General features: G+C 39.3%; 19 protein-coding genes and 1 riboswitch. Of the genes, 16 read left to right on the top strand and 3 right to left on the bottom strand.

Translation table 11 applies throughout. The annotated features are described in order from the left end of the window. Nucleotides 1-4 precede the first annotated feature (4 nt). Complete coding sequence (locus HMPREF0877_RS02205; RefSeq protein WP_002827546.1) at nucleotides 5-1,168, top strand: metal-dependent hydrolase family protein; 1,164 nt, start codon at nucleotides 5-7, stop codon at nucleotides 1,166-1,168. 77 nt (nucleotides 1,169-1,245) lie between these two features. On the opposite strand, the gene HMPREF0877_RS02200 is transcribed toward HMPREF0877_RS02205, so the two are convergent. The 3 genes from HMPREF0877_RS02200 to HMPREF0877_RS02190 are packed head-to-tail and all read right to left on the bottom strand — an operon-like array spanning nucleotide 1,246 to nucleotide 3,890. Further along, nucleotides 1,246-1,914, bottom strand: a complete 669-nt coding sequence (locus HMPREF0877_RS02200; protein WP_002827544.1) for an energy-coupling factor transporter transmembrane component T family protein — start codon at nucleotides 1,912-1,914, stop codon at nucleotides 1,246-1,248. Next, entirely contained in the window at nucleotides 1,907-3,322 is a 1,416-nt protein-coding gene (locus HMPREF0877_RS02195; protein WP_002827543.1) for an ABC transporter ATP-binding protein, read from the bottom strand. Before HMPREF0877_RS02195 ends, HMPREF0877_RS02200 begins: the two co-directional genes overlap by 8 nt. A 4-nt stretch (nucleotides 3,323-3,326) precedes the next feature. Then, entirely contained in the window at nucleotides 3,327-3,890 is a 564-nt protein-coding gene (locus tag HMPREF0877_RS02190) for an ECF transporter S component (protein ID WP_040760294.1), read from the bottom strand. Between the two features lie 119 nt (nucleotides 3,891-4,009). Beyond that, a riboswitch (TPP riboswitch) is annotated at nucleotides 4,010-4,101 on the bottom strand. A gap of 172 nt (nucleotides 4,102-4,273) precedes the next feature. On the opposite strand from HMPREF0877_RS02190, the gene HMPREF0877_RS02185 reads away from it, so the two are divergent. From HMPREF0877_RS02185 to HMPREF0877_RS02115, 15 genes are all read left to right on the top strand, one after another. Then, nucleotides 4,274-5,245, top strand: coding sequence for a ribose-phosphate diphosphokinase (locus tag HMPREF0877_RS02185; RefSeq protein ID WP_040760293.1), 972 nt, complete (start codon nucleotides 4,274-4,276; stop codon nucleotides 5,243-5,245). Between the two features lie 33 nt (nucleotides 5,246-5,278). Beyond that, nucleotides 5,279-6,268, top strand: a complete 990-nt coding sequence (locus HMPREF0877_RS02180) for an aldo/keto reductase (RefSeq protein WP_002827540.1) — start codon at nucleotides 5,279-5,281, stop codon at nucleotides 6,266-6,268. Nucleotides 6,269-6,361: 93 nt separating this feature from the next. Next, nucleotides 6,362-7,285: a ribokinase gene (gene rbsK, locus HMPREF0877_RS02175; RefSeq protein WP_002827539.1), complete on the top strand. Its 924-nt coding sequence runs from the start codon at nucleotides 6,362-6,364 to the stop codon at nucleotides 7,283-7,285. A 2-nt stretch (nucleotides 7,286-7,287) separates the two neighbouring features. After that, a complete protein-coding gene (locus HMPREF0877_RS02170; protein WP_002827538.1) occupies nucleotides 7,288-7,776 on the top strand; it encodes a DUF1456 family protein in 489 nt (162 codons plus the stop codon). 448 nt (nucleotides 7,777-8,224) lie between these two features. Continuing rightward, the gene (locus HMPREF0877_RS02165; protein ID WP_002827536.1) at nucleotides 8,225-9,619 is read left to right on the top strand and encodes an Nramp family divalent metal transporter; all 1,395 of its coding nucleotides are present in this window, start codon (nucleotides 8,225-8,227) and stop codon (nucleotides 9,617-9,619) included. Nucleotides 9,620-9,807: 188 nt separating this feature from the next. Next, complete coding sequence (locus HMPREF0877_RS02160) at nucleotides 9,808-10,122, top strand: PadR family transcriptional regulator (RefSeq protein ID WP_002827535.1); 315 nt, start codon at nucleotides 9,808-9,810, stop codon at nucleotides 10,120-10,122. Next, nucleotides 10,115-10,732: a DUF1700 domain-containing protein gene (locus HMPREF0877_RS02155; RefSeq protein ID WP_002827534.1), complete on the top strand. Its 618-nt coding sequence runs from the start codon at nucleotides 10,115-10,117 to the stop codon at nucleotides 10,730-10,732. Before HMPREF0877_RS02160 ends, HMPREF0877_RS02155 begins: the two co-directional genes overlap by 8 nt. Nucleotide 10,733: 1 nt before the next feature. Next, nucleotides 10,734-11,543, top strand: coding sequence for a DUF4097 family beta strand repeat-containing protein (locus HMPREF0877_RS02150; RefSeq protein WP_002827533.1), 810 nt, complete (start codon nucleotides 10,734-10,736; stop codon nucleotides 11,541-11,543). A gap of 178 nt (nucleotides 11,544-11,721) precedes the next feature. Further along, nucleotides 11,722-14,088, top strand: a complete 2,367-nt coding sequence (locus HMPREF0877_RS02145) for a Xaa-Pro dipeptidyl-peptidase (protein WP_002827532.1) — start codon at nucleotides 11,722-11,724, stop codon at nucleotides 14,086-14,088. Nucleotides 14,089-14,130: 42 nt separating this feature from the next. Next, a complete protein-coding gene (locus HMPREF0877_RS02140; RefSeq protein ID WP_002827531.1) occupies nucleotides 14,131-14,949 on the top strand; it encodes a Cof-type HAD-IIB family hydrolase in 819 nt (272 codons plus the stop codon). Nucleotides 14,950-15,128: 179 nt separating this feature from the next. Further along, nucleotides 15,129-16,529, top strand: a complete 1,401-nt coding sequence (locus HMPREF0877_RS02135; protein WP_002827529.1) for an RsmF rRNA methyltransferase first C-terminal domain-containing protein — start codon at nucleotides 15,129-15,131, stop codon at nucleotides 16,527-16,529. A 51-nt stretch (nucleotides 16,530-16,580) separates the two neighbouring features. Beyond that, entirely contained in the window at nucleotides 16,581-16,892 is a 312-nt protein-coding gene (gene gatC / locus HMPREF0877_RS02130) for an Asp-tRNA(Asn)/Glu-tRNA(Gln) amidotransferase subunit GatC (RefSeq protein WP_040760292.1), read from the top strand. After that, on the top strand, nucleotides 16,892-18,349 hold the full coding sequence (gene gatA, locus HMPREF0877_RS02125) for an Asp-tRNA(Asn)/Glu-tRNA(Gln) amidotransferase subunit GatA (RefSeq protein WP_002827527.1): 1,458 nt from the start codon (nucleotides 16,892-16,894) through the stop codon (nucleotides 18,347-18,349). The genes gatC and gatA overlap by 1 nt, the downstream gene beginning before the upstream one ends. After that, entirely contained in the window at nucleotides 18,349-19,794 is a 1,446-nt protein-coding gene (gatB, locus tag HMPREF0877_RS02120; protein ID WP_002827526.1) for an Asp-tRNA(Asn)/Glu-tRNA(Gln) amidotransferase subunit GatB, read from the top strand. Before gatA ends, gatB begins: the two co-directional genes overlap by 1 nt. Nucleotides 19,795-19,890: 96 nt before the next feature. After that, nucleotides 19,891-20,841, top strand: a complete 951-nt coding sequence (locus tag HMPREF0877_RS02115) for a diacylglycerol kinase (protein WP_002827525.1) — start codon at nucleotides 19,891-19,893, stop codon at nucleotides 20,839-20,841. The last annotated feature ends 49 nt before the right edge of the window (nucleotides 20,842-20,890 follow it).

The following is a 20,890-nucleotide window of genomic DNA, read 5'->3' as shown; positions in this document are numbered from 1 at the left end:
AGACATGACAAAAGTAAAGTTTATTAATGGAGAGATTTTTATAGCAGGTGAATTTAAAGAAGCAGACTTTACGGTCGATACAGAATCGGGTTACTTTACAATTAATGACAATTATTCTCAGGTTGTTAGTTTATCTGGTAAGTTTGTCATTCCTGGTTTAATTAATGCCCACACACATATTTCAGATTTAACTGCAAATGATAAAAAACAACTGACAACCATTACAAATGAAGCAGAATTAACAATTTATGCTATAAAACATTTACATGAATTGTTATCAGATGGTGTAACGACTATCAGAGAAGTTGGGGCAGCAAACAATATTGATATTAAATTAGCGAAATTGATTAAACAGCATGTTATAGAAGGACCAAATATTATTGCCAGTGGTGCTGCGCTAACAATCACTGGTGGGCATGGCGCAGGAGTCATTGGTAAAGAAGTGGATGGTATGGATGAGGTACGTAAGGCTACACGTCAGTTAATAAAACAAGGTGCTAAAAACATAAAGTTGATGGCGACTGGCGGGGTTACAAGCAATGATCAAGAGGTACCTGGAAACGTACAATTTAGTGTTAGTGAATTAGCAACGGCTGTCGAGGAAGCACATAACTATGGCATACCTGTAGCAGCACATGCACAAGGTAATCAGGGGATAAAAAACGCAATTAAAGCAGGTGTAGATTCAATCGAGCACGCTATTTACTTGGATGATGAGGCAATTGATATGCTGTTAGAAACAGATACGCCAATTGTCCCAACCCTTTCTGCACCAGATGCGATTCATGATCATAAGGAAGATATTGTCAAATGGATGTATGACAAGAATGAAGATGTATTGATAGCCCATCGTCATAGTATTGCAAAAGCCATAAAAGCGGGAGTAAGAGTTGTGATGGGGACTGATGCCGGTACGCCTTTTAATAATTTTGATGATGGCTCAACAAAGGAACTTGAAAAGATGACGTCACTCGGATTAACTTCTGGAGATGCTCTTTTGGCGGCAACTAGTAGTGCTGCAAAAGCTTTGAGAATTGATGACCATGTTGGGAAAATAGCACCTGGTTTTATGGCTGATTTTATCGTTTTGGACGAAAATCCATTGGCGAATATAAAGGTTCTGCAATATCCGAAAACTGTGTATAAATTTGGAAAATTGATTAACTGATTTTTAAGACTAAAAATACGCACCTTGTTACTGTAAAGTCAGTCGCATGGTGCGTATTTTGTATAGCTATTTTTTTATTACCAAGGTTTTATCACAATAGCGACAATAAAGTAGGCGAGCACTAATAGAAAGGCAAGACCCCATTGCCATTTTGGTAAGTGTTCTTGGAAGGTTTGTGTCCTTGGAAAACCTTCTGAAAAACCATGAGAGGTCATGGCAATTGCTAAATCATCTGACCAATGTAATGCACTCAGAATGGCTTTAAAGTAAATTTGTGGCTGCCATAAGTGATAGGTGATGCCACGTAAGGCACCAGCGTACCGAATAATTTGTACCTGTCGTCTAACACGGGGTACTAAATTAAATGCAGCTAATAAGCCGTATGTAAAAGTATTAGATAATTTTGCATGTTGATTTAGGCTGAAAAGTAGATCTTTAACTTTGACAGTCAAAGTGACTGCTGCACCCAAAAGTAAGTAGGCATATAAACGAGTGGCATAAACAAGGGCGAGGTGATGGGTATCACCAGTACCAAAGGCAATAAATGACCACCAGGTTCCAAAGGCGACCGGAATTGAAATTAGTAACATCAAACCAATAACCTTTAAATTTGGTCGTTGTATTAATAGATAAATCAGGCTAATTAATGCAACGACGCCATTGAGAATGACAGAACGAACGAATGATGTTTCAATACCAATTCCTAGCATAATTGCAACGAGAATGGTTGGATTTAATTTAAGCATTTGGTGCCTCCCCAACAAGGTGTAAAGCTTGATTTTTAAAAACCAACTCGTAATCAATAAAATCAGCCAAACCAGAACGTTGGTGCGATATCATCAAAACACTCTGGTTTGTTGCTTGAATGCTATCACTGATTAGTTGCATAACTGCTTGTACTGAATCAATATCAAGACCTGCTAATGGTTCGTCCAATAATAGAATCGGTTGTCCCATGATAAGCATGCTAAGCACCTGTAACTTTTTTTGTTGACCACCAGATAATTGATAAACAACGTGTTCAGTTAGATGGTTTAAATTTAGGCTTTTTAAAGCTGATTGAATCTGTTCTTCTGACCAATAAGCCGCTGCTAAACCATGTTGCTGTGACAACGTGATTTCCTCTTGCACGGTCATTGTAACAAATTGATCACTAGCTGATTGGAAAATCAAAGCAACTTTTTTTGCCCAATTTTTTAGTTTAATTTTGGTTGTATCCTCATTATGCCAAGTCACTTGCCCAGTATATTTGACCTGGTGACTTAGTGCTTTGAAAAGCGTTGACTTTCCAATCCCATTTGCACCTGATAAGAGACCAATTTGTCCAGTTGGTAATGTAAAGTTACTATTTTTTAGCAATTGACGACTTTTGCCAACGGTTAGTGTTAAATCTTGCCAACCTAAGGGACCGTTTGAATGGGGCAAACCATAAAAAGGGGTTTGCTCCGGTAAATCAAACAGTTTTGAAAGTGGTTGTTGATGCAATGTACCTGAAGCCGTATCGATAGCAAATAGATGATCAACCAATTCTTGATAACCTGATAAGTCGTGATCAGAGATAATGATTGTCTTATGTTGCTCTAATTGCATTTTCTTTAAATCAGTTAATAAGGCTAAACGTGCAGTTGGATCAACACTAGCAAATGGTTCATCAAGTAACACGATATCACTATCCATTGCTAGGATGATTGCTAGGGCAACTCGTTGTTTTTCACCACCTGATAATGTTAATAAATCTTGGTCAGCAATTTGCTCGAGATGTAAGGCGTTAATTGCTAAAGCGACGCGCTGATTAATTGTATCAATTGGCAACTGCAAATTTTCTAAAGCAAACACTAATTGCAAGCGTGCAGTGCGCATGGCAAATTGGCGGTCCGGATTTTGAAAGAGCATGGCGATGCGCTTAGCTCTTTCAAAAGGGGCCAGCGGCTGAATCGGTTCGTCATTTAAAAAGACGTTACCAGCAGTGATGACACCACCAAATTTTGGTAATAGACCAGCCATTGCCTTAAGCAATGTTGATTTTCCTGAACCTGACGGACCAATTAATAGATTAAATGAACCTTCTTCAGGAATCCAATTTATCTGATTTAATACATTAGGTTGGTCAGCCTCGTAAGCAAAACTTAAATTGTCAACTTGTAGTTTTGTCATGAGCTTAACGTTTTAGTAATCCAGACTTTGTCACAAGTTTTTTGATGTAGTAAACTAACACACCACCAAAGAAACCGGCAGAAATCAAACGAATAATGAATAGGGTAATCATCATTCCTGGCTTATAATCGGCATAACCACTATTAAATAGATCCCAAATGAACGTGACAATTGTTGTGGTCAATACAGAAAGGGCAAGACCTAGTTTATCCCAGTTCTTGTAGCCAGTTGCAGCAAATCCCAATTCTGTCCCAATTCCTTGTACAAAGCCAGAAATTAAGTTGGCAGCGCCCCAACTTGAGAATAGTAGCATTTCAACAGCAGCGGCTAGTACCTCACCAATTGTTGAACTACCAACTTTTTGTAGAATCGCACCTGCTAATGGTCCAGCCATCAACCAAACACCTAAAGTTAAATCATTCGCGTAGGGTTTTAGCGGGGTAGCAGCGACCGCATAATAAGCCGCACTCCATAATTCAAAAATAACACCGAAAAAAATTGCGATGATTGCTAAGAAAATCACATCGCGTAGTGACCACTTAACCTTTGATTCATTAACTGTTTGCATAATAATTGCAAACCTCCTTAAAAATAAAATGTTATCGAATCGCTGAAGCTTTGGTAACAAAAAAAGCCCCAGTATCAATGGTGTTTGTACACACCGATACTGGGGTTCGTTTACTGTCATGGTAAACAAACCAAGCTCCCTAGCAACATTACCTTGCTCAGGTTCTATGGGTATTATCTCAGCCAGCTTTATGGCACCCCAGCTTGTTTGATTCGCTTATCCAAGTATAATAGTAATATTATAAATTTGCAAATAAATTATATTGTACCGATAATGCAATGCATAATAGGGGCAGATAATCGTATAAAGGATATCGTAAAGAACTATATTTTGTTAAAATAGATGTGACGACAGTTGATGGTGAGAAATGGAGGAGTTCACTCGTGGAATCTCAAATAAAGTTGTTAGGGTTAACTGCTAATCATGAACTAGCAAATGCAGTGGCAGAAGAATTACATATGCCGTTAACGCAACTAGATATCAAGCGCTTTGCGGATGGTGAAATATATGAGCGAATATTAGAGAGTATTCGTGGCGACGATGTGTATGTCATCGCACCGATTGCTGAAGAGGTTAATGATGCATTTATGGAAATGATGATTGTTGTTGATGCGCTGAGACGTGCATCTGCGGGACAAATCACACTGGTTATTCCTTATTTGGGTTACGCTCGGCAAGATCGCAAAGCAAAATCACGCGAGCCAATCACTGCTAAAATGGTTGCTTCACTTATTGAAATGAACGGTGTTGATCGGGTTGTTTCAATGGATCTACATGCTGCACAATTGCAAGGCTTTTTTGATATTCCAGTTGACCATTTGCAGGCGGCACCACTGTTAACAGATTATTTCTATAGTCGCAATTTGACAGACGACTTGGTGGTTGTCTCTCCTGACCATACTGGTGCTGGTCGCGCACGTAAGTTTGCTGATTTACTTGGCGCACCATGGGGAATTGTCAATGACAATGTTGCCATGTCTGACCCAACGTCTGCTGATGCAATTGTTGGTGACGTGAAGGGGCATCGGGCCATTATTGTTGATGACATCGTTGATACTGGTTATCGTGTGCAAATGACAGCTAAGGCGCTACTAGCTAATGGTGCAACTGAAGTCTATGTTGCAGCAACTCACCCAGTTCTGTCTGGACAGGCAGCTGAAAATTTGGCGGCTGATAAGAATATCGAACGTCTGATTTTCACAGATACTTTACGCATCCCTGAAGAAAAGCAGAGTTCAAAATTTACAACACTATCTGTTGCGCCTTTGTTTGCTGAGGCAATTCGTCGTATTCATGAGCACAAACAAATTGATGTGCTACTACGTTCAAATAACAAACCAGAAGTAAATCTATAATCTTAATCAAATTGAAATTTAGGGGGTACCGTAATGGTCTATGCAGCAGCAGAAAATCGTTATGAAGTCATGCCATATCGCCGGGTCGCAGATTCGGGATTGATTTTACCAGCGTTATCATTTGGATTGTGGCGTAATTTGGGAGACCAAAAGCCACTAGCTAATTCAAGAGAAGTGATGTTAAAAGCTTTTGATAATGGTATTTTTTCATTTGATAATGCTTCAAATTACGGCCCATCAGATGGTACAGCAGAAGAAACATTTGGCGCCGTTTATAAACAAGACTTACATCCTTACCGTAATGAATTAATTATTACAACAAAGGCTGGCTACCACATGTGGCCCGGACCACTAGGACAGTTTTCGGGTAAAAAGACCTTAGCAGCCGCTTTGGACTTGTCATTGCAGCGAATGCATTTAGATTATGTGGATATTTTTTATGCGCATCGTTGGGATCCAAATACAAATTTGCGTGAAACTGCTGAAGCATTAGACTTAATGGTTCGTCAGGGAAAAGCATTGTACGTTGGTGTGTCTAATTATACGACTGAGCAAGTGGCAGAAATTAGTAAAATCTTTGATGAGTTACATACACCATTCATTGGTAACCAGATGTCATACAATATGTTTAATCGTGAAGCAGAAGACACTGATATGTTGGCAACCTTAGATCAACATCATGCGGGATTGATTGCATATGGGCCATTGGCTGAAGGCTTGTTGACGGATCGCTATTTAAATGGTTTTCCAACAGACATGCCATTACACCGTACCAATGCGTTTATCAAGGACGATCCTGAAGGTGCGGTAGCCAAATTAAATGCTCTGAATAAAGTAGCGGCCGATCGTGGACAAACTTTAGCACAGCTAGCCATGGCTTGGTTACTTCGGGATAAACGTGTGCCATCAATTGTTATTGGTGCTTCTTCAGTTGATCATTTATTAGACAATGTGAAAGTTGCTGATAATATGACCTTATCTGCTGAAGAATTAACAAAGATTGATGCTATCTTAAAAGGTTAAAAATTTGATGTAAATGAATTGTTTATTTTCTAGATAGATTGACTGAAAATAAACAATTTTTTTTGTGAATAGTCATGTTAGGAGGATTGAGGAATGACGAGAAAGGTAACAGTATTGGGTTCATTGAATTCTGATACGATTTTACATATTGATCATTTGCCTGTACAAGGTGAAACGATGGCGATGTCTGATGCGTCCACTGCACCTGGTGGTAAAGGGGCTAATCAAGCAGTCGCAGCACAGCGTTTAGGTACTCAAGTACATTTTATCGGTGCTGTTGGGCAAGATCAGAATGGTGAATTATTGCTGAATGCTCTAAAAGAAGATGGTGTGGATACAACCCATGTTGCCCAGCTTGCTAATGTCGGTACTGGGGCAGCATATATCTTATTAGAGAGCGATTCACATAATACAATTCTCATTCTAGGAGGCGCTAATCAATGCATTAGTGAAACAAACGTTGATGAAGCAAAAGAGACTATTCAATCTTCGGATGTACTGGTTGCACAATTTGAAACGCCAGTCGTCGCTACGTTACAAGCATTTAAACTTGCAAAATCAGCGGGTGTCATGACAATTTTGAATCCAGCACCCGGACGTAAAACAATTCCAAAAGAGTTAATGGAGTTAACTGATCTTATTACGCCGAACGAAACCGAAGCAGAAATTATTACTGGTATTCCAGTAAATGATGACCTATCGATGATTAATGCTTCCAATAAAATGCAAGAAATGGGTGCCAAAAATGTGATCATTACGCTTGGTGAGCGCGGTGCCTACTATCAACTGGCTAATGGCCAGCGTGATTTTGAACCTGCTTTAAAGGTTAAGGCGGTCGATACGACAGCTGCAGGGGATACATTTATTGGTGCACTGGCGACTAAATTAACACCAGATATGAAAAATATTGTTGAAAGTGTTCGTTTTGCTAGTGCGGCATCTGCACTGACGGTACAAGGAGCTGGCGCACAACCATCGATTCCAACTCTTGAAAAAATGAAGGAAGTCCGGCATTAATTATGCATAATAACGATATTGTTCGAAGACTACAGTATATTTTCAATATTAATAGTAAAGATATGATGACGATTTTCAAACTAGGTGGACTGGTACTTGATAAGCAAACATATCTAGCTATTATGGCTAAACCAGATCAAGATAGTGCACGAGATGCACAATTATCACGACACGATTTAGAAAAGTTCATGAATGGATTGATTATTTCTCAGCGAGGACATAAAACAAATCCCGATGGTTCAATAGTTGCGCCAGATTATAGCATGCAACGTGATAATGATATTAATAACGTAGTAATTAAGAAAATCAAGATTGCCATGGCATATACAACTGAAGATTTACTTGGTTTTTGGGCAGCAGCAGATTTCAAAGTCACCAAAGGTGAAGTTGGTGCCATGTTGCGGCGCAAGTCACATCCTAAGTATCTAGTTGTTGGTGATCAATTCATGCGTAAATTACTAATGGGTATGGCTAATAGTTTACGTGGCTAAGTAAGATCGAGACAAAAATCGTTTTGAAGCCAGTGTGTAACGCAGTTTGATACGTTTAAAGCTATCAATTTACCAATTAATTTGGTAGGTTGATGGCTTTTTTAGCAGTCTAAATTGCTACTTAAAGTACGACTTTAAGCAAATGTTTTAAGTGAAAACGTTTTAATTTTTAGTTAACGATAAAAATTAAAACCGTCATTGAATAAACTTTTTGATATTTTTGTGAAAAAAAAGTAAAAACGCGCAAAACAAATGGTTGCAACCACTGTTGTAAACGAGTAAAATACAATTTGCGGGTAAGGAGAGCCCCGGTTAAGTAAAAGTCATAAGCTTTCAACAACCAAGTTGAACGAAAATCTTTATGAATTCTATTTAGCACTATATACAAAAGTAAATAGTACACTGGGACTGCCTTGTTACGACATTTTACGTATCATGGGAGGTTGTCATGTCTGGAAAAGAAATGGCAAAAAATAGAACGCTGGTTCAAGACGCAGCTGCAGATGATAGTTTAGGCGATATCAATGGTTCTGTAGTTGTGCCAAAAGGCGGTTCTTTTTGGAGAAAATTGTGGGCGTTTTCAGGCCCTGGTGCATTAGTTGCCGTTGGATACATGGATCCTGGTAACTGGGTCACTTCGGTGGCTGGTGGAGCAACTTATCATTACACTTTGCTTTCAGTTGTTTTGATTTCATCATTGATTGCAATGATGCTACAATACATGGCTGGTAAGTTGGGGATGGTAAAGCATGAAGACTTAGCACAAGCTACACGTAATCGTACAAATAAGACAGGCGGCATTATACTTTGGATTATTTCCGAGTTAGCTTTGATGGCGACAGATATTGCTGAAGTTATCGGTGGTGCGATTGCGTTACACTTGCTATTTGGCTGGTCGATGATTGCGTCTGTACTGACGACGGCGTTGGACGTTGTGTTGCTATTGTTATTAATGCGCTTTGGATTCCGAAAAATTGAAGCAATTGTTGTAACACTTATTTTAACCATTCTATTTATTTTCGGATATCTAGTAGTTTCATCAAATCCTAATCTAACCGCATTATTTGGTGGTTATTTACCACAATTACAAACAGTTAGTACGCATGGTATTCATGGTGCAGATTCGCCATTAGTAATGACGTTAGGTATTATTGGGGCAACAGTTATGCCACACAACTTGTATTTACACTCATCAATTTCACAAACACGCCAAGTGAGCCGTGAAAACAAAGCAGAGTTAAAAGAGGGTGTGCGGTTTATGACATGGGATTCAAATATTCAATTGTCATTAGCTTTTATTGTTAATTCATTTCTATTGATTTTGGGAGCATCATTGTTTTTCGGACATGGTGATCAAGTTGGTACTTTTGGACAAATGTACAATGCGTTAGGTGATAGTTCAATTGCGGGAGCCATTGCTTCACCAATTCTATCAACACTATTTGCGGTTGCATTGCTAGCATCAGGACAAAATTCAACCATTACTGGAACTTTAACTGGTGAAGTTATAATGACTGGTTTCTTACATTTAAAGGTGCCAATGTGGTTACGTCGTGTGATTACCCGTGGTTTAGCCTTAATTCCAGTTGTTGCCTTTACGTTAATTTATGGCGGTAATGAAGGAAAGCTTGATCAGTTACTTGTTTATTCACAGGTATTCTTGTCAGTTGCTTTGCCATTTGCAATGGCACCATTAATTGCATTCACATCTTCGAAGAAGGTTATGGGTGAAGATTTTGCTAATCCAAAATGGATGACTTGGATAGCATGGATTGTCTTTATTGTTTTAACAGGGCTAAATATCCAATTAGTTGTCCAAATTGTTGGACAGTTATTTGGTTAATTAATAAAGTTAATCATTTTAGAGTGTAATTGAATAGTAAATGTATCAAGAGACCGAATTTAAAAAAATCGGTCTCTTTTTTTCGCTTTAGATAGAAATTGTTGGAATCTTTATTCTTGACACATCATTATACGTCGTATAACATAATGATATACAAGATATAATATACAAAAATAAGGAGAATAGCCATGAATATTCAAGTACCGACGGTGGTACTCGATGGTTCTGTATTGGCCGTATTAACCAAGGAAGATACATATGGTTATATCATTACGAAGGCGATGCAAGAATTATTGGGCGTCAGCGAATCAACGATGTATCCCGTTCTAAGAAGATTGAAGCGCGATGGCTACTTAGAAACATACGACAAACCATTTGAAGGTCGAAATCGACGTTACTATCACGTGACTGATTTAGGTCGGGCACATTTGAATGAAATCAGCCAAGCTTGGGCAGAATTCCGCGTGGCCGTGAATTCATTATTGGAGGAGAGCGATGATTAAAGAGTATTTAGCAGCAGTTAGATCAAATCTAAAAGATATTCCTGCTGATGAACGTGAAGAATTATTACAATTTTACGAAGAGCAAATGCTAGATGCAGGTTACACGATTAAAGAAATTGAAGAAAAATATGGGACCCCAAAGCAGTTTGCTCGTTCATTAAAAATTGAATATTTTATTGAAAATGATGAAACGGCAGATGAAAATATTCCAACTGGTGAACGAACAAAGAACCGGGTTAATTTGATTTGGTTAATCATTCTAGGACTATTTGCCTCACCAATTTTAATTCCTGTTGCAATCGGTCTAATCTGTCTACTAGCTGGTGCATTTATTGCCTTCTTGGGAATATTATTTGCTATCTATGCAGGGATTATCGGTGTATTGGCAGGCGGCTTATTTGCCTTTGTAAATGGGGTCATTTTATTGTGGCAGTCTGTACCAACTGGTTTGTTGTTTATGGGAGCTGGCTTGCTGCTAACAGGTGCAGTCATCTTCTTTGCACCGATTGTTTGGCGATTAACACGTTGGTTATTTGAGATGCTGGTCATGTTTGTGAAGTGGGTTGGTCATCGTTTCTTGAGTAAAAACCGTGTAAAGGAGGCTCAGTAAAATGGGATTAAAAGCAACACTCATTACTGGTGGTAGTGTGATGGTTATTGGTGGTGCCATGATTGTTACTGGATTATCAACCGGAGCAAAAACGACGATTACTTGGGATAATGGACCAAAAATTGTGAAGGTACACAAGATTAACCAAAAGTTTAATAATAAGAATTTCAAAAAAATAACCATTGATGGTGGTTCGAATTCGTATGTACGAGTTGTACGAGGTAGTCAGTGGCGAGTGTCTGGCAAGTATCTTGATAGTAAATTGAATTTAAACACGACGAATGATGAATTAAAGTTAGCGTTACGTGAATCAAACAATCCAATTTTCGGTATCGAGGAGTCTAGTCAAACGGTTGTCGTGACCGTACCTTACAAAGTTAATTTGGACAACTTAAACTTAACAACCGATGGTAGTGGGATAACGACACAAGATATTTCTGCTAAAAATTTGACGGTGCGTAATGATTATGGTGGTGTGCGTTTAAATCAATTGACTGCCCAGAAAATTGATATGCAAGGTGATAGTGGTAATTATCGTCTGCAAAATGTGACGGCGGATACGCTACACGTCAATAGTGGGGATGGCTACTTTAAGGCCCATAATCTAACGTTGAAACAAGCTAGTCAAATGCAGGGCGATAATCAACAAATCGAATTACACACAATTCATGTACCAGGTATTAATGTGGCAAACCAAGATAGCAGTATCTATGCTGGCGGTGCTGATCAAGCCGATAATGATTATCATACGGGAGACCAAAGCAAAGCCTTAACAATTAATGGTGCCAATAATGATGTAACCATTAAATAGAAAATTATAGCGTTTCAGACTTTTGAAACACGTTTATGCTGTCAAACTTACAAGCATATAATTAATATATTTTTAGTTGAATAGGTTGGAACATTTTCTGGTGTTCCGACCTTTTTTATATGTTCTCATTATGTTTTAATCTTTGTTATAATGAAGTCATTGAAATGGAGAGTGAAATATGAAAATAAATCAATTTGGGGTTATCGAAACGACTTTCGAACAAAAGATAAATGAACTGACGTCGATCGGTTTTTATGATGAAAAAATTCAAGCGGCCATTTCAAAGGGGAGCGTACCTTTATTACAAGAATTGTTAGAACAAGCAGCGACATCAACGACTGTAACAACAAAGTTTGATGATTATATGGTCAGTGAACAACAAGATTTAGCAACTTTTTTGGCAACAGGTCAACAAGTCACAGTACGTGAATTTGATGCGCTTGCCTTGCAACTATTAAATTTTTTAGAATCGATTGATTATACATTAGCTGATCCGGAAAAAGCGGTGGCAAAAATTGGGCTACCATTACACAATAAACCTGGTGAGTGGGACACGGATGATGTGTTAAATGCTTGGTATGATCTATTAACGACACATACGAAAGGCGGATTGCAACTTATTGATGAGTTAGTCAGTCATCAATATTTTAAAGCAACGAATCAGTCACTGTTTTTTAATGGTAAAGCCTTGGCTACATTTGATACTAATCAATTAATTAAAGAAGTTGTCTATGTGGAAACGGATTTAGATACGGATGACGATGGCATCAAAGATTTGGTTCGTGTTGACATTATTCGACCAACAACGTCACAACAAGTACCCACTTTGTTTACCGCTTCACCTTATTATCAGGGGACAAATGATGTGCAGAGTGATAAGAAATTGCACGATGTTAATGTACCATTACAGCGGAAAGTGCCAAATGATTTAACCTATGAAGATATTGCGTATCAACCAGCTGCACCCAAAAAGTTAACGGCACACGAACAAACAGGTGAAGCGACGACAGCGACAGAAACTTTTTATCCAACATCACATGTTGATTTAAATAATTATTTCTTATCACGTGGTTTTGCAGTAGCCTATTCGTCTGGCGTTGGCACCCGTTATTCAGATGGGATGCAAGATACTGGTTCACCTGAACAAGTCATCAGTATGCAAGCGGTTGTGGAATGGTTGGCCGGTAACCGCACCGCGTTTGTTAACCGAAAAAGTGGCGTAACGATTAAAGCACATTGGTCAAATGGTAAGGTTGCCATGACTGGTAAGTCATATTTAGGAACGTTAGCAACAGCAGTAGCGACCACTGGTGTTGCAGGGTTAGAAACAGTTATTTCAGAAGCAGCTATTTCTGATTATTATCAATATTACCGTGATAATGGTCTTGTGATTGCACCAGGTGGTTTTCCAGGAGAAGACATGGATGTACTGGCAGAGCTGGTTTATTCTCGTATGCAAGATGCAGGTGATTGGCATCGTACCAAGACACAATGGGAGCAATTTCAAAAGCAAACGGTTATCGATATGGATCGCACGACCGGAAATTATAATACTTATTGGGATGCCCGTAATTATCTAAAAAATGTATCAAATATTAAGGCAGATATTGTGATGGTTCATGGTCTGAATGATTGGAATGTTAAACCACGCCAAGTTTTCCGTCTTTATCAAAAGCTGCAAGAACTAGATGTGGTGAAGAAGCTCTATTTGCATCAAGGACAACATATTTATATTAATAATAATCGGTCATTAGATTTTAGTGACCAGATGAATTTATGGTTAAGTTATAAATTATATGATGTAGAAAATCATGCGGGTGAGCAGTTGCCTGATTTAACCTGGCAAAGTAATCAAGCACCGGAAACTTGGGAAACACGTCAGAGTTGGGGTACAACGACGCCTACAAAAATTTCATTGGCCAATGTGCAAACACCAGTTAGCTATACAGATAAGCAAACCAAATTAGCTTATACATCATATAGTCAAGATTATAATCACTGGCGTTCATTGATGATTGACCGTGATGCTCATGAATTGGATCATTCACGGGTTATCTTTTTACAACCAAAACAAAAGCAAGACTTGCTAATTGATGGTGAGGTATCACTACAATTGCGGATTAAATCTTCAACTAATGTGGGATTAGTGAGTGCAATGCTTGTAGACTATGGGGATGCTAGTCGGTTAACAACAAAACCTGTACCACAGGGCAGTCAAATTGATCGTGGCATCAATTGGCAGCCAACCCCCTTAGTTGAGTTCCAACAAGCCAAAACAACGCCCAATAAAATGATTACGATTGGGCATATCAATATGCAAAATCGAGAAAATGCTTGGCGAGTCAATGATTTACGTCCAGACGAATATGTTGATCTAACACTTACACTGCAGCCGACTCTGTATCAGTTAACGGCTGGTCATCAATTAGGAATTGTCATTTATGGTACTGATTTTGAAATGACCGTGCGTGGCAATCAAAAAATCACTTATACAATTGATACCAAGCATAGCCAGCTATTAGTACCAGTTGTGCCTAGTGAATAATTAACATTGTGGGAAATGAGAGAGTAAAAGAGGATCGTAGCGATGGGACGTAAATTAATTGGTATTGATTTAGATCGAACAACCTTGAATGATGCAGGGGAAGTTTCTGAAAGAACACGGCAAGCTATTCAAAAAATGCAACAAGCTGGGCATGTTGTTGCCATAATTACTGGTCGACCAGTGCGTTTATCAATGGATATTTATCAACAACTTGGCCTAAAGTCACCAATGATCAATTTTAATGGGGCACTTGGTGAAATTCCAAATGAACTGTGGGATTATGCTTATTCATACCAGGTTGATCGTGAGATTGCATTTGATTTAATTGAAAACGCGGCAGACATGGCAATCAAATCGGTAGTTGCGGAAAGTCGTGCAGATGTCTGGACAAACAGTCATATCGGACCAACAAACCCGAATGAAGCATTTTTCTTTCCGCAATCGACAGACACCTACCATATGTTAGACCGATTAAATTTAAAAACGAATATCAATTCAATTTTAATAGAAGCACAAAATAGTACTCATCAGGCATTGATTCAAGACTATGTGACTAATCGTTATGGCTCTGATCGGGTAACTGTTAACACTTGGGGTGCAGATTCACCAGTACTAGAAATTGTACCCGCAGGTGTTGCAAAGGATACAGGGCTGCAAATCATGCAACGTGCGTTTGATATTAAAAAGGATGATGTCTATGCTTTTGGGGATGGTATGAATGATTACGAGATGATCGACTATGCCACACATGGGGTCGTTATGAAGAATGGTCAACCAGCTTTAAAAGCAATTGCAAATGATATCACATCATATACAAATGATGAAGATGGCTTAGCAAAGTACTTAGAACAAATTATTTAAAACATTTAAGAGGCGTCGATCTATCAAGTTAGATGGGGTAGGTCAACGCCTTTTTATCATTGTCAGTGATCGTAGTTATTAATCTGCCAGGACAGTTATAACTTCATTAAAAACACTTTTTGAATAGTGCAAAAACGTGTAGAATAAAATTATTATATATAGGACAAGGAGTTTATGAAATGGCGGAGTTACCGACAGATTATCAGACAAAGTACCGTCAATTAATGGACGATGATGCAGATGAATTCTTTGCCGCATTTGATCAACCAGTTGTGAAAGCTTTTCGTATTAACCCGTTAAAAGCAAATCAGCAACTGTATGATACGCCAACAAATGGTCAAGTACCATGGGGCAAGTGGGGTTATTTCGGCGTCGCAAAAGGTCATTCGGTTGATCACACGACGGGCCTGATTTATTCACAAGAGCCATCTGCACAACTGGTCGGTGAATTAGCACAACCACAGCCTGGAGAACGAGTGCTTGACTTGGCAGCTGCACCAGGTGGTAAATCAACACATCTAGCGTCTTTCATGAATCAGCAAGGTTTATTGGTGTCGAATGAGATTTTCCGTAAGCGTGCACAAATTTTAAGTGAAAACATTGAACGATTTGGTGTTCAAAATGCCTTGGTAACGAATCATTCCCCACAAGAATTATCGAAAAAATTTCCGCAGTATTTTGACCGGATTGTTTTAGATGCACCCTGTTCAGGTGAGGGGATGTTCCGTAAAGATCCAGATGCAATGCAATATTGGCATAAGGATTATCCGGCAGAAAATGCGACTCGTCAGCGCGAAATTTTAGTAGAAACGATGAAAATGCTAAAACCAGGCGGAACACTGGTATATTCAACTTGTACATTTGCTCCTGAAGAAGATGAACAGATTATTGCTTGGTTATTAGCCGAATATCCAGACTTACACTTGGTTGATGTGCCAAAACATGACGGTATGTCAGATGGTCGTCCAGCATGGGCAGATGGTAATCCAGAATTAGCTAAAACAGTACGGTTATTTCCACAATCCGTTGCTGGTGAAGGCCATTTTATGGCAAAGTTGCAGTATCAGCCAACTGACGTGGTGCCGGCTAAGGAGCCAAAATTAGCCAAAACGAATTTAACAGCTGAACAACGACAGTATTGGGAAAAATTTCAACAACAATTATTGCCAAACTATCAACCAGGTGTTTTATTAGCTTTTGGTGACCAACTTTATGCAGTACCAACTGGCACACCGGACTTAAAGGGGTTACAAGTATTGCGAGCTGGATTACATTTGGGCACATTTAAGAAAAAACGTTTTGAACCTAGCTTGGCGTTGGCGTTGGCTCTTCATTCAGACCAGTTTATACAACGTTATACATTAAATGATGAGGAATGGCGTCAGTATGTCCATGGCGACACATTCATGCTACCATCGTCTGTCGAAAATTTAACAAACGGCTGGTATTTACTAGAGTTAAATGGTAATGGTGTCGGCTTTGGTAAGTTAGTCAATCGACAAATGAAAAATTTTTATCCAAAGGGCTTGCGATTTATTGTGCATGAGAATCAAACGAATTTGGCAGATGACATATACTAAATATAAAATCTTTTGGTAAAATAGCTATATTAAAGCATGAAAGGAATTAACATGGCAAACGAGCAAATTACGCGTGAAGAAGTTGAACATGTGGCTAGCTTAGCAAAGTTAGCTTTAACAGATGCAGAAGCTGATATGTTTACAGATCATTTAGGTAAAATATTTGATATTGTGACAACATTAGCTGAGGTGGACACAGAAAATGTGAAGCCAACATATTCTGTGACTGAGATGCAGACAGTATTACGAGATGATGTTGCGGTTAACGCACAACAATCACAATCATTGCTAAACAATGCACCAGAACACCAAGACACTTTGATTAAAGTGCCTGCAATTCTTGATGGGGGAGCTGAAGGTTAATGAATTTTTTGCATACAGACATTGAAAAGTTACATGAGCAACTTGTAAATAAAGAAATCACATCAGTTGACTTAGTGAAAGAGACGTTAGCAAATATTGCGCAAACTGATGCAAAATATGATGCATTCTTAGCAACTATGTCAGAAAAGGCATTGGCCGAAGCTGCTGCTATTGATGAAGCGGGTATTGATCCAGATAATGTCTTGTCAGGTATTCCTTATGGTATCAAAGATAACTTGATTACCAAGGATGTGCCAACAACTGCCGCATCAAAAATTTTGGAAGATTTTAAGCCGATTTATGATGCAACTGTTGTCTCACGTTTACGTGAACAAGGTGCAGTGGGCGTTGGAAAGTTAAACATGGACGAGTTTGCCATGGGATCAACGACTGAAACATCATACTATAAGCAGACCAAGAACGCTTGGGACCAAACCAAGGTACCTGGTGGTTCATCAGGTGGGTCAGCGGTCTCAGTTGCTGCTGGCCAAGTACCTTTTGCACTAGGAACAGATACTGGTGGTTCGATTCGTCAACCAGCAGCCTTCAACGGTATCGTTGGTATGAAGCCAACTTATGGTCGTGTATCTCGTTGGGGTGTGATTGCCTTTGCATCTTCACTTGATCAAGTAGGTGTGTTTACGCGTCGTGTCAAAGATAATGCGACTGTGTTAGCTGCAATGGCAGGTCATGATGACCATGATCAAACTTCTTCAGATCAAGCCGTTCCTGATTTTACAGCTCACTTGGATGGTGATATTTCTGGATTGAAGATTGCTGTGCCAACAGAATACTTTGGCGCTGGAGTTGACGATAGTATCAAAGAGACCATTCGTGCCGGCATCGATCAATTACGCGAACTCGGTGCAACGGTAGATGAAGTATCATTACCACATACAAAGTATGGGGTTGCTGCTTATTATATCTTGGCTTCTGCTGAAGCATCATCAAACTTGCAACGTTTTGATGGTATTCGTTATGGATTCCGTCCAGAAAACGTTAAAAGCTTAGAAGACTTGTATGTCCAAACGCGTACCCAAGGATTCGGTGATGAAGTGAAGCGTCGTATTATGCTTGGTACTTACTCACTTTCAGCTGGTTCATACGATGCTTTCTTTAAGAAAGCTGCACAAGTACGAACATTGATGAATGATGATTTCCAAAAGGTCTTTGCAGATTATGATTTAATCGTTGCGCCAACGACACCAAATGTTGCTTATGACTTTGGTGCTAATCAGGACGACCCTGAAGTGACTTACATGAACGATGTTTTGACGATTCCTGTCAATATGGCCGGCTTACCAGGTATGTCAGTACCAGCTGGATTTGTTGATGGCTTGCCAGTTGGTATGCAATTGATTGCAAACCGCTACCAAGAGGAAACGATTTACCGTGTTGCCTATGCATTTGAGCAAGCAACACGTCTATTTGAAAAAGTACCAGGAGGTAAGGATTAATGGCAGTGCCAAATTTTGAAACGACGATTGGACTAGAAGTCCATGTTGAGTTAAAGACTAACTCGAAGGCGATGTCACCTTCTCCTGTTCAATATGGTGCTGAGCCTAATGCGAACACCAATGTGATTGACTGGGGATATCCTGGTGTTTTGCCACAGGCAAACAAGGGTGCTTTAGAATACGGTATGATGGCATCATTAGCACTACATGCTGATATTACTCGCGATTTACACTGGGATCGTAAGAATTACTTCTATCCTGATAATCCCAAAGCCTATCAAATTACGCAACAACAACAACCAATTGGTCGCAATGGTTGGCTAGAAATTGAGTTTGAAGGTAAAAAGAAGCGTGTTGGTATTACTGAATTACACGTTGAAGAAGATGCAGGTAAGAATACCCACGGAACTGATGGTTATTCTTATGTTGATTTGAATCGTCAGGGAACCCCCCTAATTGAAATCGTTGGTGCACCTGACATTGCTTCTCCGGATGAGGCTTATGCTTATCTAGAAGCATTGCGCCAAGCGATTCAATTTACTGGTATTTCTGATGTGAAGATGCAAGAAGGATCAATGCGTGTTGACGCGAATATTTCAATTCGCCCAGTTGGTTCAAGTGAGTATGGGACAAAGGTTGAGTTGAAGAATTTGAACTCATTTAATTATGTCCGTAAGGCACTTGCATTTGAAGAAAATCGCCATGCAAAGATTTATATGTCTGGTGGTACCATCAAACAACAGACTCGTCGTTTTGATGAAGCAACGGGTGAAACTGTATTGATGCGTGTTAAAGAAACAGCAGATGACTACCGTTACTTCCCAGAGCCTGATTTGACACCAGTGCATATTACTGACGAATGGGTCAATGAAGTGAAGGCAAAGTTGCCAGAAACAGCTAGTGTCCGTAAAGCACGTTATGTTGATGAGCTTGGTTTGGAAGTCTATGATTCAGAAGTGTTGACTCAGACGCTAGCAATGGCAAACTTCTTTGATGAGACGGTTAGTTTTGGTGCTGATCCAAAGCGTACGGCTAACTACTTGATGGGAGATGTTAATGCCTTCTTGAATGAGCAACAAGCTGATTTGGAGGATACACCATTAACACCAGCTCACTTAGCAGATATGATCAAGTTGATCGATGATGGCACAATTTCAACAAAGATGGCCAAAAAAGTCTTTAAGGCAATCACTAAGGGTGACGATCCTGTTGCATTCGTCGAGAAGAACGGCTTGAAGCAACTATCTGATCCAGCAGTATTGACACCATTGATTGACGAAATTTTGGATAAGAATGAACAATCAATTATTGATTTCCACAATGGAAAAGATCGTGCGGTTGGTTTCTTGGTTGGTCAAATTATGAAGCAAACAAAGGGTAGTGCTAACCCAGCAGTCGTTAACAAGTTATTGTTAGCTGGTTTGCAAGCACGCAAGCCTGAATAAAATATCAGAGCGAGACAAAACGGCTCACTATCGACATCAGAATTAGGTAATCTGTTCTGATGTCATACATATATTAAAAATTAGGAGCAAGACGGAATGAAAAGAGCACGAATTATCTATAATCCAACTTCTGGTCGTGAAGCCATTCGACGTGATTTAGTCGATATTTTGGATGTGTATGAGGAAGCTGGTTATGAAACGAGCGCCTTTGCGACAACTCCTGAGCCAAATTCTGCCATGACTGAAGCGAAAAGAGCTGCGGAAGCGGGCTTTGAATTGCTAGTTGCCGCTGGTGGCGATGGCACAATCAATGAGGTTGTCAATGGTATCGCACCATTAGATAAACGGCCAATGTTAGCCATTATTCCTGCTGGTACAACCAATGATTACGCACGTGCATTGAGCATTCCGCGTGAAGACCCATTGGCAGCAGCGAAGGTTATTCTAAAAGGAAAAGCAGCCAAGATGGATATTGGGCAAGCCAATGATTCATACTTTATCAACATCGCAGCTGGTGGTTCTTTATCAGAACTCACTTATTCTGTGCCATCTAAATTAAAGTCAATGTATGGCTACTTGGCATATGTGGTGAAAGGTGCTGAAATGTTGACTAGCATCAAGCCGATGGATATCCATGTCAAATATGATGACGGTGAATTTAACGGTAAGTCAGCAATGTTCTTTTTGGCATTGACGAATTCTGTGGGTGGTTTTGAACAAATTGTGCCAGATGCAAAATTAGATGATGGTAAATTTACTTTGCTTATTGTGAAAACAACCAAGTTCGCTGAGATTTTGAACTTGATTACGGAAGTGCTAATGGGTAAGCATATTAATAATCCAAATTTGATTTATGTAAAATCTGAAAAAGTTGAGGTGTCATCAACTAAAAATGATAAGATTATGATTAATTTGGATGGGGAATATGGTGGCGATGCACCAGTGACATTCACTAACCACAAGCAACATATTAAAATCGTTGCCAATGTTGATGATATTTCACCAGATACGTTAGTTGCAGCACCAATTAAGTTACTTGAAAAATAATTTTATAGAGAGTGTGACAATCGGCTTCAGTCTTTTGGAACACGTTTAA

This window comes from Weissella paramesenteroides ATCC 33313 (assembly GCF_000160575.1).
Lineage (GTDB): Bacteria > Bacillota > Bacilli > Lactobacillales > Lactobacillaceae > Weissella > Weissella paramesenteroides.
Note: the sequence above shows the minus strand (reverse complement) of the source record. Positions and strands in the feature narration are given on the sequence as shown.